Source organism: Alloscardovia macacae, from assembly GCF_002259705.1.
Lineage (GTDB): Bacteria > Actinomycetota > Actinomycetes > Actinomycetales > Bifidobacteriaceae > Alloscardovia > Alloscardovia macacae.
In genome coordinates this window covers 356,431-371,962 of the sequence record NZ_MWWT01000001.1, presented here as the reverse complement: position 1 = coordinate 371,962, position 15,532 = coordinate 356,431, and the positions used below count along the sequence as shown (strand labels likewise).

At 58.3% G+C, this 15,532-nt stretch carries 15 protein-coding genes and 2 tRNA genes; 13 read left to right on the top strand and 4 right to left on the bottom strand.

The genetic code is table 11. The annotated features are described in order from the left end of the window. Window positions 1–27 precede the first annotated feature (27 nt). A complete protein-coding gene (gene pgi / locus ALMA_RS01610) occupies window positions 28–1,722 on the bottom strand; it encodes a glucose-6-phosphate isomerase (protein ID WP_094726092.1) in 1,695 nt (564 codons plus the stop codon). A 264-nt stretch (window positions 1,723–1,986) separates the two neighbouring features. On the opposite strand from pgi, the gene ALMA_RS01605 reads away from it, so the two are divergent. The 4 genes from ALMA_RS01605 (at window position 1,987) to ALMA_RS01590 (ending at window position 4,436) form a co-directional block, all read left to right on the top strand. After that, on the top strand, window positions 1,987–2,592 hold the full coding sequence (locus ALMA_RS01605; protein ID WP_094726091.1) for an NAD(P)H-dependent oxidoreductase: 606 nt from the start codon (window positions 1,987–1,989) through the stop codon (window positions 2,590–2,592). A gap of 99 nt (window positions 2,593–2,691) precedes the next feature. Beyond that, window positions 2,692–2,764 (top strand) — tRNA-Thr (locus tag ALMA_RS01600). 48 nt (window positions 2,765–2,812) lie between these two features. Beyond that, window positions 2,813–2,892 (top strand) — tRNA-Leu (locus ALMA_RS01595). A gap of 521 nt (window positions 2,893–3,413) precedes the next feature. Next, window positions 3,414–4,436: an aldo/keto reductase gene (locus tag ALMA_RS01590; RefSeq protein WP_094726090.1), complete on the top strand. Its 1,023-nt coding sequence runs from the start codon at window positions 3,414–3,416 to the stop codon at window positions 4,434–4,436. Here the strand turns inward: ALMA_RS01590 and ALMA_RS01585 are convergent. Both ALMA_RS01585 and rph read right to left on the bottom strand, forming a co-directional pair. Further along, window positions 4,417–5,175, bottom strand: coding sequence for a non-canonical purine NTP pyrophosphatase (locus ALMA_RS01585; RefSeq protein WP_094726184.1), 759 nt, complete (start codon window positions 5,173–5,175; stop codon window positions 4,417–4,419). The genes ALMA_RS01590 and ALMA_RS01585 overlap by 20 nt on opposite strands. 218 nt (window positions 5,176–5,393) lie before the next feature. Then, complete coding sequence (rph, locus tag ALMA_RS01580; protein ID WP_094726089.1) at window positions 5,394–6,143, bottom strand: ribonuclease PH; 750 nt, start codon at window positions 6,141–6,143, stop codon at window positions 5,394–5,396. A gap of 340 nt (window positions 6,144–6,483) precedes the next feature. On the opposite strand from rph, the gene ALMA_RS01575 reads away from it, so the two are divergent. Beyond that, window positions 6,484–7,155: a Pr6Pr family membrane protein gene (locus ALMA_RS01575; RefSeq protein ID WP_094726088.1), complete on the top strand. Its 672-nt coding sequence runs from the start codon at window positions 6,484–6,486 to the stop codon at window positions 7,153–7,155. A gap of 19 nt (window positions 7,156–7,174) precedes the next feature. Continuing rightward, complete coding sequence (locus ALMA_RS01570) at window positions 7,175–8,500, top strand: nicotinate phosphoribosyltransferase (RefSeq protein WP_094726087.1); 1,326 nt, start codon at window positions 7,175–7,177, stop codon at window positions 8,498–8,500. 28 nt (window positions 8,501–8,528) lie between these two features. Here ALMA_RS01570 and ALMA_RS01565 read toward each other — a convergent pair whose 3' ends face one another. Continuing rightward, window positions 8,529–8,813, bottom strand: coding sequence for a DUF3039 domain-containing protein (locus ALMA_RS01565; protein ID WP_086106718.1), 285 nt, complete (start codon window positions 8,811–8,813; stop codon window positions 8,529–8,531). 82 nt (window positions 8,814–8,895) lie between these two features. Between ALMA_RS01565 and coaD the strand changes: the two genes are divergently transcribed. From coaD to ilvN, 7 genes are all read left to right on the top strand, one after another. Continuing rightward, entirely contained in the window at window positions 8,896–9,387 is a 492-nt protein-coding gene (coaD, locus tag ALMA_RS01560) for a pantetheine-phosphate adenylyltransferase (protein WP_094726086.1), read from the top strand. After that, window positions 9,387–10,160: an ATP synthase subunit B family protein gene (locus ALMA_RS01555; protein ID WP_094726085.1), complete on the top strand. Its 774-nt coding sequence runs from the start codon at window positions 9,387–9,389 to the stop codon at window positions 10,158–10,160. The genes coaD and ALMA_RS01555 overlap by 1 nt, the downstream gene beginning before the upstream one ends. Window positions 10,161–10,199: 39 nt before the next feature. Further along, window positions 10,200–10,904, top strand: coding sequence for a YceD family protein (locus ALMA_RS01550; protein ID WP_094726084.1), 705 nt, complete (start codon window positions 10,200–10,202; stop codon window positions 10,902–10,904). A 116-nt stretch (window positions 10,905–11,020) separates the two neighbouring features. Continuing rightward, complete coding sequence (gene rpmF / locus ALMA_RS01545; protein ID WP_086106714.1) at window positions 11,021–11,215, top strand: 50S ribosomal protein L32; 195 nt, start codon at window positions 11,021–11,023, stop codon at window positions 11,213–11,215. Window positions 11,216–11,818: 603 nt separating this feature from the next. Then, entirely contained in the window at window positions 11,819–12,724 is a 906-nt protein-coding gene (rnc, locus tag ALMA_RS01540) for a ribonuclease III (RefSeq protein ID WP_169712294.1), read from the top strand. Between the two features lie 85 nt (window positions 12,725–12,809). Then, on the top strand, window positions 12,810–14,957 hold the full coding sequence (gene ilvB, locus ALMA_RS01535) for a biosynthetic-type acetolactate synthase large subunit (RefSeq protein WP_094726082.1): 2,148 nt from the start codon (window positions 12,810–12,812) through the stop codon (window positions 14,955–14,957). Continuing rightward, window positions 14,957–15,514: an acetolactate synthase small subunit gene (gene ilvN / locus ALMA_RS01530; protein WP_086106711.1), complete on the top strand. Its 558-nt coding sequence runs from the start codon at window positions 14,957–14,959 to the stop codon at window positions 15,512–15,514. The genes ilvB and ilvN overlap by 1 nt, the downstream gene beginning before the upstream one ends. The last annotated feature ends 18 nt before the right edge of the window (window positions 15,515–15,532 follow it).

Here is a 15,532-nt window from a genome sequence, read left to right as displayed (position 1 = left end):
CAGACAGCTCTTTACAGCGCGAACGGCCTAGCGGCGGTGTGCGCGGTAGAAGTTAATGAGAGCCTGCGTGGACTGATCCTGAGCAGCCAGAGCCTCATCATCCTGCGAGATAGCAGGAGCGATCTGCTTCGCGAGAACCTTACCGAGCTCCACGCCCCACTGATCGTACGAATCCAGGCCCCAGACGGTGCCCTCGACGAGCGTGATGTGCTCATACAGAGCGATGAGCTCACCCACAGCAAATGGAGACAGCGTGTCACCCAGAATGGAGGTGGTAGGACGGTTACCCGTGAAGACGCGAGCTGGAACGATAGCCTCATCCGTACCCTCAGCGCGTACTTCCTCAGCAGTCTTACCGAAGGCCAGAGCCTTCGTCTGAGCCAGGTAGTTCGCCAGGAACAGCTCGTGCACATCCTGCTCGCCATCCTTCGTCGCGTTCGGAGTGTTCGCAAAAGCGATGAAATCAGCAGGAATCAGGCGCGTACCCTGGTGGATGAGCTGATAGAAGGCGTGCTGACCATTCGTGCCAGGCTCGCCCCAGAAGATCTCACCCGTCTGCGAGGTGACAGGAGTGCCATCCCAACGTACGGACTTACCGTTCGACTCCATGGTCAGCTGCTGCAGGTATGCAGCGAAACGGTGGAGGTACTGGTTATATGGCAGAACAGCGTGGGAGTGTGCACCGAAGAAGTTCACATACCACACGTTCATCAGACCCATGAGAGCCACGACGTTACGCTCCATAGGAGTCGTCGCGAAGTACTCGTCGATGGCATGGAAGCCGCGCAGGAAGTCTTCGAAACGTTCTGGACCGTAGACGATGGCGATGGACGTACCGACAGCGGAGTCCACAGAGTAGCGGCCGCCTACCCAGTTCCAGAAGCCGAAAGCGTTCTCAGGGTCGATGCCGAACTCAGCGACCTTATCCAGAGCGGTAGACACGGCGATGAAGTGCTTCGCCACTGCTTCAGCGTTCTTCTCGTCCGAACCGTCGATGGCACCGTTTGCCTTCAGGGTCTCGAGCAGCCAGGTGCGCGCAGAGCGTGCATTCGTCAGGGTCTCGAGGGTGGTGAAGGTCTTCGACACGACGATGAACAGCGTGGTCTCTGGGTCGATGCCCTTGAGCTTTTCTGCCATGTCGTTAGGGTCGATGTTCGAGACGTAGCGAGCGGAGATGCCAGCGTCGTTATATGCCTTCAGAGCTTCGTACACCATGACTGGACCCAAGTCAGAACCACCGATACCGATGTTCACCACGGTGTCTATCTTCTTACCGGTCACGCCAGTCCACTCACCGGAGCGCACCTTATTCGCGAAAGCGTAGATGCGGCTGAGTACCTCGTGCACATCCTTCACGGTATCCTGACCGTCCACGATGTACTTGCCTTCATCCTCAGCTGGGCGGCGCAGAGCGGTGTGGAGCACGGCGCGGTCTTCGGTGTTATTAATGTGCACACCGGTGTACTGCTGCTGGATGCGCTCCTCGAGCTTCACATCCTTCGCGAGGTCTGCGAAAAGCTGAAGAGTCTCTGGCTTAATGAGGTTCTTCGAGAGGTCGAAGTGGAGGTCTCCTGCTTCGAAGCTCAGGCTCGCGGTGCGGTTTGCGTCCTGCTCGAACCACTGACGCAGGTTAATGCCGTCAGCCTGCAACTGGTCGAAGTGCTTCTGCAGTGCAGCCCACGCAGGAGTCTGCGTCGCGTCGATAGGTGGATTAATGGCCATGGCCAGTCCTTTCATACCGTTCATAGCGTTTTGCGCGGTCTGACGTATCCGAGGTGCCGGGGGCGTCTTACGTTTCCTCCGTACCCGCGTTTCCCGCGAAAAACGCGTACGTCCTTGTCGTACTGCCTTATACGATAGTAGGGAAAGCGGACACGTGCGCGTGTGAGCGTGGGGCCGGTGAGCATGATTTGCGAACGTTTGCATTTATTCTGTGTTCGACTCCATCTTTTCTGCTTTCCCCACTTCCCACTCCAGGAGATTCTCATGAACGTTACTATCCTGTACGCCTACCCTCACGATGGCGGATATAATCACGCTGTCCTCGAAGCTGTTCAGGCAGGTTTTTCGTCGCGCACGGACAGCACGTCGGCGGATACCCCCGTCCATATCACTACTCTCGACCTCTATAAGGAAGGCTTCGATCCCATCCTGCGCTTCGATGCCGAGCATCGCCGCCGCGACCTCATCCACGATCCTTCCACCGAAAAGTACCGCGCCCTCATCGCAGACAGCGACCTTCTCGTTTTCATCTTCCCCATCTGGTGGTCCGGCATGCCCGCCATTTTGAAGGGCTTCATCGACCGCGTCTTCGTCAAGGGCTTCGCATACCGCTATAAGGGCATTCTTCCGGAAGGCCTTCTCAAAGGAAAGAAAGCGTGGATCATCACCTCGGACGATACGCCTGGCTGGTTCGCGCGCTTCTTCGAGCCCGATTATGGAAAAGTTCTGCGTCATCAGATCCTCGGCATCATGTGCGGCATAAAGACCGTGCGCCACGACAGTATGCATTATATGCGCGCATCCACGCCGCGTCGCCGTGAGGCTTTTCTTCAGCGCGTGCAGCGTTTCGCATCGCGCGTACGCGTGTAGTTATTTTTTTGTTTGTCAATTCTCGCGCCACGCGGGTTTGCCTTATCCCACGGATATGCTACACTATTATTTTCGTACGGGAATGCACATTCCTGTATCGCCGCTTTAGCTCAGTTGGTAGAGCGTCTCACTCGTAATGAGAAGGTCGCCGGTCCGATTCCGGCAAGCGGCTCTTTTTTATATCTACCGGTGCGCTTGGATGCGCGCCCTTCGAAGTTTTGCGTGAGTGGCGGAATTGGTAGACGCGCAGGATTTAGGTTCCTGTTCTTCGGAGTGAGGGTTCGAGTCCCTTCTCGCGCACTTTGTGAAAATGGCTTGAATACTGGGACGTGAGGCGGTTTTCCTCACTTATGGGCTTATTCCGACAGTCGCTTTTCGACCCTCCCGCACTTTAGGGCTTATTCCGACGCACGCCTTCCCCACGGCTGGGCGCCTGAAACAGAAGAATGGCTTAAATACTCCTCTTTCACGATGTGCGGCCACATGGGCGGTGAGCCTGAGCGTCGGGATTAGCCCAAAAGTGCTAAACCTCCTCAGACAGAGTGTCGGGTTTAGCCCAAAAGTGGCCGAATGCGCTCCCGCACATGGTGTTGTTTGTAAAACATCTCACACCCGCACCCATTTTTTAGGATTTTTCCAGTCTCGTGCGCCGCGAATGAGACGATTTACAAACAACTTACCTGCCCCTCCCACGCCGAAAAAGTGAGACGATTTACAGCCCGACGCGCCACTCGCCTCACAGCCCCATATCCCCACATCGTGTACCATAGACCCTACAGAACACACACTGCCCCCCACAAAAAGAAAAAGGAAAACCGACGATGTTTGAACCTACTTCTGTGTACACTCCAGCCCCGAACCGCTACGCCCCAGACTCCCCCGTCCAGTACCGCCGCACAGGCACGAGCGGACTAAAGCTTCCCTCTGTCAGCCTCGGCTTGTGGCATAATTTCGGGGATAACACTCCGTATGAGACCATGACGAGCCTCATTTTCACTGCGTTCGACCACGGCATCACGCACTTCGACCTCGCAAATAATTACGGCCCCGAGCCAGGCTCAGCCGAGAAAAACTTCGGCCTCATCCTGAAAAAGAGCCTGACCGCCCACCGCGACGAACTCATCATCTCCACGAAGGCTGGTTACGAGATGTGGGCAGGCCCGTACGGAGACGGCGGCAGCCGCAAGTACCTTCTCTCCAGCCTCGACCAGTCTCTCACTCGCCTCGGCCTGGAGTACGTGGATATCTTCTACCATCACCGCATGGATCCTGAGACTCCCCTCGAAGAAACCATGGGAGCCCTCGCCCACGCAGTCACATCCGGAAAAGCCCTCTACGTGGGACTGTCGAACTATGATGGCCCTACTCTCGAGAAAGCCACAGCGCTCCTCGACGAGCTGCATGTCCCGTTCATCATAAACCAAAACCGCTATAATATCTTCGACCGCACTATAGAAAAGAATGGTCTCAAAGATACGGCGAAAAAGCTCGGAAAAGGCATCATCACCTTCTCCCCACTGGATCAAGGCCAGCTGACGAATCGCTACCTGGATGGCATTCCTGCAGATAGCCGCGCAGCACACGACCCACGTTTCCTGAAAGCCAGCGACCTCACCGCCACGCGCATCCAGCAGATTCGCGCACTGAACGACCTCGCCCTGCAGCGTGGCCAGAGTCTCGCCGAGATGGCGCTGGCCTGGATTCTGCAGGACAGCGCCATCACGTCGGTTCTCATAGGAGCATCGAAGCCAGCGCAAATTCTCGATAACATCCGCGCTCTGGAAAACACGGAGTTCTGCACGGAAGAATTGGAAAAAATAAACGCTATAGCAGAATCTCGCTAAAGCGGGCCGCCAGCGCACGCAGCGCCTTCCCGCGGTGCGAGATGGCGTTCTTCTGCTCGGCCGTCAGCTCGGCGCTCGTCAGCTCGGACGCGCCATCCGGCTGATCATTCGGCACGAAAAGCGGATCATAGCCGAAGCCGTTCGTGCCGCGCGGCTCACGCAGCAGGCGGCCTTCCATGTCGCGGACCTCCACAGCCTCGACGTCCGCGTCCGTGCCCGCGAGCGCAGCCGGCACGACGAGCGCTGCCGCACAGCGGAAACGCGCGCCACGCGCAGCATCCGGAATATCCGCCAGCTGAGCGAGCAGCAGCGCGTTATTCGCCGCGTCGTCGCCATGCCGGCCACTCCAGCGCGCAGACAGGATGCCTGGCGCCATGCCGAGGACGTCCACGATGAGGCCGGAATCGTCCGCGATGGCAGGCAGTCCGGTGCGGCGAGCGGCGTCACGCGCCTTCAGCAGCGCGTTCTGCTCAAAGGTCGTACCGTCTTCCACGGGATCTGGCAGGCCGAGCTCGCCGGACGTGACGAATTCGAAGGTGCGAGCGGGACGTGCAGCGCCGGTACCCGCGCTCTGTGCATCTGCAGACCGGTCAGAACGCTCGGCAGCAGAACGCTCGGCGAGAGCTTCTCGGATCACTCTGTCTATTTCGCGAATTTTACCGCTATTATGAGTGGATATGACCACGCGCTGCACGTCCGCCGCGCGCTGCGCCTGTTCGCTCGTAGAGGCGTTTTCCATAGCCTTCACACTCCTTTTCCTTATTTTCCGATTCTTTCGCGCCCTTCCGCCGCACACCATGACGCCGTCGTGTGCTCCCGAATCGGAGCGATAAAAAAATGCGGGCAGAATGGCTCTTCTCTACCATTCTACCCACATCGTTCTACGCGCATGGCGCTTATTACGCTCGTCACGTGCCTGAAGCGCGACGCGACGTGCCTGAGCCGACAGCTTACAGCCTACGCCGCCAAAGCCTCGCGCTGCAGTGCCTGCAGCTCACGGTTGCCCTTTTCAGCCAGGTCCAGCAGTACGCCCAGCTCGTCACGCGAGTACGGAGCACCTTCCGCCGTTCCCTGCACCTCGATGAAGCGCCCGGAGCCTGTCATAGCCACGTTCATATCCGTCTGCGCATGCGAATCTTCCACATATGGCAGATCCAGCATAGGCGTGCCATGAATGATGCCCACAGAAATAGCGGACACCTGGTCGGTGAGCACACGCGCATCCTTCGCCACGTGTCCCTTCTGCCGCGCCCACTCGATGGCATCAGCCAGCGCCACGTATGCACCCGTAATAGATGCCGTACGCGTGCCGCCGTCTGCCTGCAGAACGTCGCAGTCTATCTGAATCTGGTTTTCACCCAGCGCCTTCATATCCACCACGCCGCGCAGCACACGGCCGATGAGGCGGCTGATTTCATGCGTGCGTCCGCCCACTTTTCCGCGGATGGACTCGCGGTCCGTGCGCTCGGCTGTAGCGCGAGGCAGCATGGAATATTCGGCTGTCACCCAGCCGAGTCCCGAGTCGCGTCGCCAGCGCGGTACACCTTCGGTAAATGTAGCTGTGCATAGAACGCGCGTATTTCCGCACTGAATGAGCACGGATCCCTCTGGCGCGTCCGTCCAATTTCGCTGGATGGTCACGGGACGGATTTCGTCCGTCGCTCGCCCATCCGCGCGAGTCGTGTGAGTATGAGCCGTTTCGGTCATAATTCTCTAGCCTCTTATCTTCTTTTCGTCAGCACGGCGTCCACACCGCGCGTTAACCCGTCGCGCAGGATGGATAAGGCATGGGTATGCGGAAGAGCGACATGCTGTCATATTCTGTTCGCTCGTTTTACTTTTTTCTCAGCCGAGCACGCTGATTCAGGCAGTTTCCATTCTACCCGTTCGTCTGCCCATAGAACGCGTTCGAGAGTGTTCCGCGTGTCTGCTCGTTTTGTATATTTATGACAATTCTTCCTCTTCTTTCACCTGTCTTTTTGCATACCGTCTTTCACCACACACAGGTGTGAAGATTTTGCCCTAACCCTTAGATACACTGTGTTTCATGATTTATTTCGTCGCACTTTTCCGCTTTGCGGTCGCTTTTTTCGCTTTGGCAGGTACATCTAAAACGTGGATGCTCGGACAGACCCAGAATCTCGTGTATTTCACCCATCAGACGAATCTGCTCATCGCTCTCGTTTTCATCTGGGCGGGCTTTGCAAGCCTGCTGAAGGGCATCCAGCCACCTGCCTGGCTGAAGGGCGCTGTCACCCTGAACATCATCATCACCGGACTCGTGGCCTGGCTGGTTCTTCCACCTGATGATCCTGCCACCCAGACATACATCTTCGGCATCGCGCTGAATACCATGGTGCACGTCATCGTTCCTATCCTCGCCACTGTAGACCTCGTTCTCTTCGACGAGCACCGTCGCTTTAAGTGGCTCGACGCTCTCACGTGGATGATTTACTTCCCTGTTTATCTCGCTTTCATCCTCATCCGCGCGAAAGTCTTCCATGGCGTGGGCCCTTCTGCGGATGGAAGCCCGTATCCGTATGGCTTCATTAACCTCGATAAGCTCGGCCTCCAGCAGTTCGTCACAAACTGCGCCATGTACCTGGCCATTTTCTTCGTGCTTGCGCTTATCATGGTAGTACTAGATAAAGCGCTGCCTGCACGCACACCGCTGACAGGCACGTCTGACCGCGCCGCACGCCTCAAGCGCGCCCGCTAACGAGCCTGAAGGAAGTCTTATGCCTACTCCTGCCATGCTGACGGATATGTATGAATACACGATGGTGGACGCCGCTCTGCGCGACGGCACCGCTCACCGCGCGTGCGTTTTCGAAGTCTTCACGCGTCATCTTCCGTCTGGACGCCGCTACGGCGTCGTGGCAGGCCTGGGCCGCATCCTCGAGTACGTGCGTGACTTCCGCCCGTCCGCCGAGGACCTCGCCTTCCTGCGCGATAACGGCATTGTTTCGCGTGAAACCATCGCCTGGCTCGAGAATTTCCGCTTTTCTGGCACTATCCGCGCGTACCGAGAAGGCGAGATGTTTTTCGCCAATTCTCCTGTCCTCCAGGTCGAGGGCACGTTTGCGGAGTGCACGCTCCTGGAAACTGTGATCCTCAGCGTCCTGAACTTTGACTGCGCTATCGCATCCGCTGCATCGCGCATCACCTCAGCTGCGGGATCTCGCCCGTGTGCTGATATGGGAGGCCGCCGCGCCCACGAAGAAGCAGCCATAGCTGCGAGCCGCAGTGCCATCGTGGGTGGATTCATGAGCACGGCTAACCTCGCTGCTGCTCAGCGCTATGGCATCCCGTGCATCGGCACGGCAGCACATGCCTTCACTCTCGTCCATGACAGCGAGCGCGACGCTTTTGAATCTCAGATTCATGCCCTCGGTGTGGGTACGACACTGCTCACGGACACGTATAACGTCGAAGAAGCCATTCGTACAGCTGTGGAAGTGGCCGGTCCGCAGCTCGGTGGCATCCGCATCGACTCGGGCGACCTCGCATCCATGGCACAGAAGGCTCGTCACCAGCTCGATGCGCTCGGAGCTACCGGCACGAAAATCACCGTGACGAACGACCTCGACGAGTATGCCATCGCCGCTCTCGCCACTGCTCCTGTCGATTCCTATGGTGTAGGCACGCGCCTCGTCACCGGATCCGGTCACCCGACCACCTCTATGGTCTATAAGCTCGTCGAACGCGAAGGTTCCGATGGCCAGATGCACCCTGTCTCGAAGAAGAGCTTCGGAAAGTCCACCGATGGCTGGCGCAAGCGTGGCCTGCGCGCCTACGAGTATGGCCTCGCGCAGGGCGAGCTCGTTCTGGCTGGTACTGCTGAGGCCGTAGCTGCCTGGGATGACACGGCGTACGGGGAGACGAAGGATCTGAGCATCACCGCTATCGATCATGGTGATATCGATGAGTCTCTGACCACACGCGACGCTCTCTTTGCTGCCCGAGACTACCACGTCCAGGCCCTGCAGGAGCTTCCGGTGAATGCTCTGTCCTTAAGCGATGGCGAGCCAGCCATCCCTACGGAAGTGATTACACTGAACTAGTCAGATACGCGCGTGCCCCTGAACATTTTTAATCCATCATCGCGTCATAGATTTTTTTGCATTCCGGGCATACCGGATATCCATCCGCCTTATACTTCGGAACCCACACTTTACCGCACAGTGCCACCACTGGCTTTCCTGTCATACGCGAGCGCTCTATGCGCTCTTTCGTCACATAGTGAGCGAAGCGGTCCGCATTACTGTTATCATCGAGCTTCGAGTCTTCCTGAGTGATGGTCTCAGTGCGCTCGAGAGTGGATGTGCCCGTTCCAGAATCAGGATTTGCGAAACCTGGCTGGTCTTCATCGTACATGTTTTCCCTTTCTTCTGGATATGTCCTCTCTAGTGTAGCGCATTCAGGCATGCCATTCTAGTCGTTGCGTTACTCTAGAAGCATGACTATAGCAGTGTGTCCTGGCTCTTTTGACCCCGTAACAGCGGGTCATCTCGACGTCATCGAGAGGTGCGCGAAGCTTTTCGCGCAAGTCCACGTGGTCGTGGCAGTAAACGCAGCGAAAGAGCCTATGTTCAGCGAAAGCGAACGCCGGAAGATGATAGAAAGCGCCCTCGAAGCCGACGGAGTAGAAAATGTGGTGGTCTCCAGCACAGATGGTTTAATAACAGAGTACTGCACTCGCGTGGGTGCATCCGTCATCGTCAAGGGACTTCGCCAGAATGGTGATTATGAAGCCGAACTCGGCATGGCTCTGGTGAACCGCCAGCTTTCAGGAGTAGAAACCCTGTTCATTCCTGCAGATCCTATCCGCGAGCACATCTCGAGTTCCATAGTAAAAGACGTGGCCCGCCACGGTGGAGACATCACCGGCATGGTTCCTGCTTCTGTCTATGACGCTCTCATCCAGGCAGTAACTGAGGAGAAGAAATAATGAGTGAAGCCTACGAGTACGACCCAGATGCTCAGTATGAGGATGATAATACGGGCTCTGCGGAAGTAGCGCAGCACGGCCGCCACATCGAGATAGACGATGTCCCCCAGTCTCAGTCGCAGGACGACCTCGAGGTGGCCGACCCTGTAGATCCTCAGACGCAGGCTGCTATCAACGCCTACATTCCTGAGCCTGCCCCATCGCAGCCTCAGGCTCCCTCCACAGAAGACCAGTTCACGACGGCATACGACATCATCGATCAGATCACAGCCCTCGTGGACAGCTCTCCGAGCGTGTTCCTGTCGCGCACACAGGTCCGCGTAGAATTTGCAGAATTGGACAGCCTGCTCAGCGAACTCAAAGAAGTCCTGCCTGTCCAGCTCGAACGCGCGTCGGCTCTCATGCGCGAAGCCGAACGACGGCTCGAAAACGCGCAGAGCCAAGCAGACGCCATCGTGGATAACGCGCAGGCGAAGTCCGTGCAGATTATCAACGACGCGAACGCTCAAGCGCGCATCCTCGCCGGGCAGGAGAACGTGGTGAATCTCGCCACCCTGCAAGCGCGCGATATCCTGCGCACGGCTCAGGAGAAGGCGAACGCGCTGACCAAGGGCGCGAACGACTACACCGCAGACTCCATGCGCGCGCTGGACGACCAGCTCGTGGAACTGCGCCACTCCATTAACACGGGACTGCAGGTACTGCAGGAACGCCAGCAGATGGCCATGCAGGATCTGCCGCAGCTGACGCCGGAAGACTACCCGCAGTTGTAAAAATCTCAGACATTTCATTTCAGGAAAAAGGACGAACGAATGGCACGCGAACACGAAACACCGTGGTCCATCTCCATCTCCCAGCTTTCGCTGAAAGCCGGGCAAACGCAGACCATCGATAACGAGGTCATGCCAGCGCCGAGCGGAATAGGCGACGACCTCGTGGGCATTCCAGAAGGCACGGACGTCACCGTCAGCGGCATGCTAGAATCCCTTTCGGACGGAATTCTCTTCACGGGAACCATCAGCGCACCATTCGACAGCGAGTGCGCGCGCTGCCTCGAGCCTATCCATGAGACGCTGACAGCATCTCCGGTAACCTTCTTTACGTATGAAAGCGAAGTTGGGTCGGGGTCCGGGTCAAAGTCCGGGGCTGGCGCAAACGAGGAGGTGGACATCCTCGCCGAGCAGGACGAAACAGAAGACACGTACCCGCTGAATCCACAGTCTATCTACCTGAATATGGAAGCTCTCATCCGCGACTCTCTCGCGCAGGCGCTGCCTCTGCAGCCCCTCGACCGCGAAGACTGCCTCGGTCTGTGCCCGCAGTGCGGACTGAATCTGAATGAGAATCCGGACCATAAGCATGAGGTCGTGAATATCCAGTGGGCAGCGCTTGAAGGTCTGAAGGCGCAGCTCGAGGCGGAGGCCGGAACTTCTGGTTCTGGTGCGGACGGCGACGGCACGAACGGTGCTGACGGTGCGAACGACGACGGTACGGACGGCGCAGACGCGCAGAAATAGCCCCACCACAGACGCGCGAGTGCGTGTCGCAGGCTCGAACTTGCGAATGACGAGGGGTTATACTAAACTCGTCAAGGCTTAAGCAAATATTCGATTCGAAACAGAGGATAAATAAAATGGCACTGCCAAAGTATAAGACCTCCCGTGCTAACACGCACTCTCGCCGTTCCAATTGGAAGGCTTCCGCTACCACGACTATCAGCTGCCCAAGCTGCGGCGCACCAGCACTGCCACACATGGCATGCCCTAACTGCGGCGCTTTCCGTGGTCGCACCTACCGCTCTGCTATCAAGGCTACCCTTTCGGAGTAGTCGCTTGAAGGGAAGCCGGTGCTTCGAGGATTTCGAACACTGAAGGCTTCGAGCGGTCGCGACGGTGTACTGACGGCGTATGAGCCGTCGTGTCGCGAATATAATTTATGAAAGAACTTCTGCCATCGACGGGTGGCGGGAGTTCTTTTTTATGTGCGGAGTGGGTGGTGTGGGTGGTGTGGGAGCGCGGCGGGGACGAGGGATTTTATCAGTAATCGGTTTTTGTCCACATTTAGCCGCTTCTGGGCACTCAAAACGGCCCAAAAAAATACCAATACGTCGAATTTTGAGTATAGCCGATTTACATCGAAGCTACTTTTTGCTATTCGGCGCATTTTAGGCCTAGGGGAAGGGACAAAATGCGCCGAATAGCAAAAAGTAGCAGGAACTTCCCCAACCGTCATCTCAATTTTGCGAGTTATTCCACTTTTCACGACTGCAGCCACGAAAAGTGGAATAACTCGCAAAATTCTGACTGCGCCCATTTCACCCATCTCGCCTATCTCACCCATCTCACCCACGATGCTCCGCCCCGCCACCATCACTCCCATCCCACGCCCCTCGCCACCCCGCACGTTTATGCATCTGCCTAGAATGAAACGTATGAGTAAGAATCACCCTACCCCTCGTCCGAATGATCACGCTGCTGCACTCTTCGAGAAGCTCGGCAGCGAGCTGACTCCCGAGCATCTCGTCGAAGCCTTGACCCACCGTTCTTTCACGCATGAGCACTCCGGGGCGCCGAGCTATGAGCGCCTCGAGTTTCTCGGGGATGCAGTGCTCGAGCTCGTGGTCACGGAGACACTGTATGCGAATCACCCGCACTTTAGCGAAGGCCAGATGGCGAAGATTCGCGCGAAGGCAGTGTCGGAGGAGTGCTTGGCACCTATAGCACGCGATTATCTGCACGTGGGCCCTATGATTCTTCTGGGCCACGGTGAGTATGACGACGGCGGAAATAATAAAGACTCTATCCTCTGCGACATCTTCGAGTCCCTCGTGGGTGCAGTCTTCATCGAGCATGGCATAGAGGCAGCTCGCGCCACAGTGCATCGCCTCATCGATGAGACTCTCGAAAAAGTGACGCACGAAGGGCCTGCACTCGACTGGAAGACGTCACTCGCGAAGATAGCGCATGAATTGGGCATAAACGAACTGACCTACCGCATGGAAGTGGGCGGTCCGGACTACGCGCAAGTCTTCACGGCGTACGCGCAGCTCGAGCCGAACGCGGCCAGCGAGGCGCTCGGCGTGGATGCCACGCAGCCGCTGGGCAGCGGGCAGTCAAGCACGAAACGTAAAGCGCAGCTGCTCGCGGCGGAGGTGGCGTGGAATACGCTGCACGCGTTGCAGACAGCGCAGACTCAGGCCGACCACACTGACCACACTGAGCAGGCCGCGCAGACCGACGAAAACGCTACACACGAAAAACGACCACGATGCGGACAGCTCGCAGCACAAAACCGCATAGCGGACACCGACGCGCGCGTCACAGCACACATACGTTAAGATAAGTCCACAGTAGCCGCCACAAGCGGCACCGCAGACTCTCGCCCCACGATAGACACGATAGACACGACAGATAGAGGTACCCATGGCCTTGCCTACACCTTTACAAGCTTTTAGCGCGGTCTCGAAGCCGAACGCCGCTTCCGTCGGCATCTCAGCGCAGTCCCCGCAGACCGCCGCCACCCCAGCCCCGTCAGCCGCGACCGCCCCCGCCGCAGCCCTCACCGGCGAAAAAATGACCGGCGCCCAGGCGCTCGTCCGCTCGCTCGAAGATCTCGGCGTCACGGACGTCTTCGGTATCCCGGGTGGCGCCATTCTGCCGGTGTACCACGCGTTAAACGAGGAGACGAAGTTCCGTTTCATCCTCACCCGCCACGAACAGGCAGCAGGCCATGCAGCAGAAGGATATGCGCTGGCCACCGGTAAGCCAGGCGTGGCCATCGTCACGTCGGGTCCGGGAGCGACGAATACCATCACCTCCATCATGAACGCTCAGATGGATTCCGTACCTCTCGTGGTCATCACCGGCCAGGTGGGGGCGCATCAGATAGGCACGGATGCCTTCCAGGAGACGGATACCGTGGGCATCACGTACCCTATCGCGAAGCATTCGTACCTCGTCACGGATGCGCAGGATATCCCACGCGTACTCACCGAGGCGTATCACATAGCGGGCACGGGCCGTCCAGGACCAGTGGTCATCGACTTGACGCGCTCGGCACAGACTGGCGAGATGTTCTACTCGTGGCCTCAGCGCATGATTCTTCCAGGCTACTCGCCGACCACGCACGCGCATGGAAAGGTGCTCAGCCAGGCTGCGCGCCTCATTCAGCAGTCCTTCCGCCCTGTTCTCTATGTGGGCGGCGGCGCTATGCGCTCGGGCGCGTCCGAGCAGGTGCAGCGTCTCGTGGACGCCACGAATATGCCGGTAGTGACCACGCTGAATGCACGCGGGATCATCCCAGATTCTGATACGCATAATCTCGGTATGATAGGCATGCACGGATCCATCGCCGGCACTGGAGCAGTGCAGAACAGCGACCTGCTCATCGCCCTCGGCGCGCGCTTCTCGGACCGCGTCACGGGTAAGCTCAGCGAGTTCGCACCGCGTGCACGCGTTATCCACATCGACATCGACCCTGCCGAGATAGGAAAGAACCGCGAGCCGGATGTGCCTATCGTGGGTGACATCGCCACCGTTCTCGACGAGCTCGTACCGGAGATTCAGGCGCTGCAGAGCGAGGAAGGCTCGGTGGATCTGACGAATTGGTGGGCGCTTCTCGACGACTTGCGTGCGAACTATCCGTCCGACTACACCCGCGCGGAAGACGAGCCGACCGACGGCAGCCTTTCGCCACAGTGGGTGGTGAAGGAGCTGTCCCGTCAGGCCGATCCGCGCACCATCTGGGTGGCTGGCGTAGGTCAGCATCAGATGTGGGCCAGCCAGCTCGTGGACTTCGAGCGTCCGCGCACGTGGCTGTCCTCGGCAGGCGCGGGAACCATGGGCTTCGGCCTTCCTGCAGCTCTCGGCGCGCGCGTGGCGTCCGAGCGTGCATACGTCGAGGCGTCTGAGGCTGCTGAAGTCAATTCTTCCGCCAGCGCATCCGACACGTCCACGTCCGTATCCGCCGCCACATCTGCCCCGTCCGCGTCCGAAGCCACAGACCCAGCGCCTGTCTGGCTCATCGACGGCGACGGCTCCTTCCAGATGACCTCCCAGGAACTGGCCACCATCTTCCACGAGAACACTCCGGTGAAGATAGCCATCCTGAATAATTCGGTCTACGGCATGGTCCGCCAGTGGCAGACTCTCTTCTTCGACCAGCACTACTCGGCCACCATGCTGCACGACGGCGACGAGCACGCGGGGAATGCATCCGCCACTCCTGGTGAGGGCTTCTTCGACGTGCCTGACTTCGTGAAGCTCGCCGAAGCCTACGGATGCGTAGGCCTGCGCGCTACCACACAAGAGGAGGCAGAAGCAGCCATCGAGCAGGCGAATGCCATCGATGACCGCACTGTGCTCATCGACTTCCGCGTGTGGAAGGATGCTATGGTCTGGCCTATGGTTCCAGCTGGAAACTCAAACGATAACGTCCTCTTCCGCCTCGGCGAGCAGCCGCTGAAGAACGTGGCCATGCAGCGCGAAGCTGCTGCCGCGCAGAATGCGCGCGCCCAGGCAGAAGCTGAAGAAGCCGCTCAGAATGCGCGCGCAGAAAGGTCGAATCTCTAATGGTCGTGAATAACCTCTCCCTCCAGCCAGGCGCTACGCGTCACACCATTTCTGTGCTCGTAGAAAACCGCCCTGGTGTTCTGGCGCGCGTCTCCTCCCTGTTCGCTCGCCGCTCGTTTAACATCGACTCCCTGTCCGTGTCCCCTACCGAGCGCGAAGACATCTCGCGCATTACTGTGACGGCCATGGTGGAGCCTCAGCCTCTCGAACAGATCATCAAGCAGCTGAATAAGCTCCTCCACGTGCTGAAGATAGTGGAGCTCGACCCGGAGAATACCGTGGAGCGCGAGCTCGTGCTCATTAAGGTGGCTGCCACGGAGCAGAACCGCTCGGATATCCTCGAGATCGTGAACCTGTTCCGCGTTCGCGTGGTGGACGTGCATCCGCAGTCGCTGACCATCGAGGCCACGGGTGCCGCGGGGAAGATAGACGCCCTGCTCGGCCTGCTGCAGCCATACGGCGTGCTCGAGCTCGTGCGCTCGGGGTCTGTGGCCGTCACGCGCGGTCCGCGTGCGCTCAGCGATAAAGTGGCCGGCTCGGAGATCAGCGGCCGCTAGTTTCCCGTGAAACATACG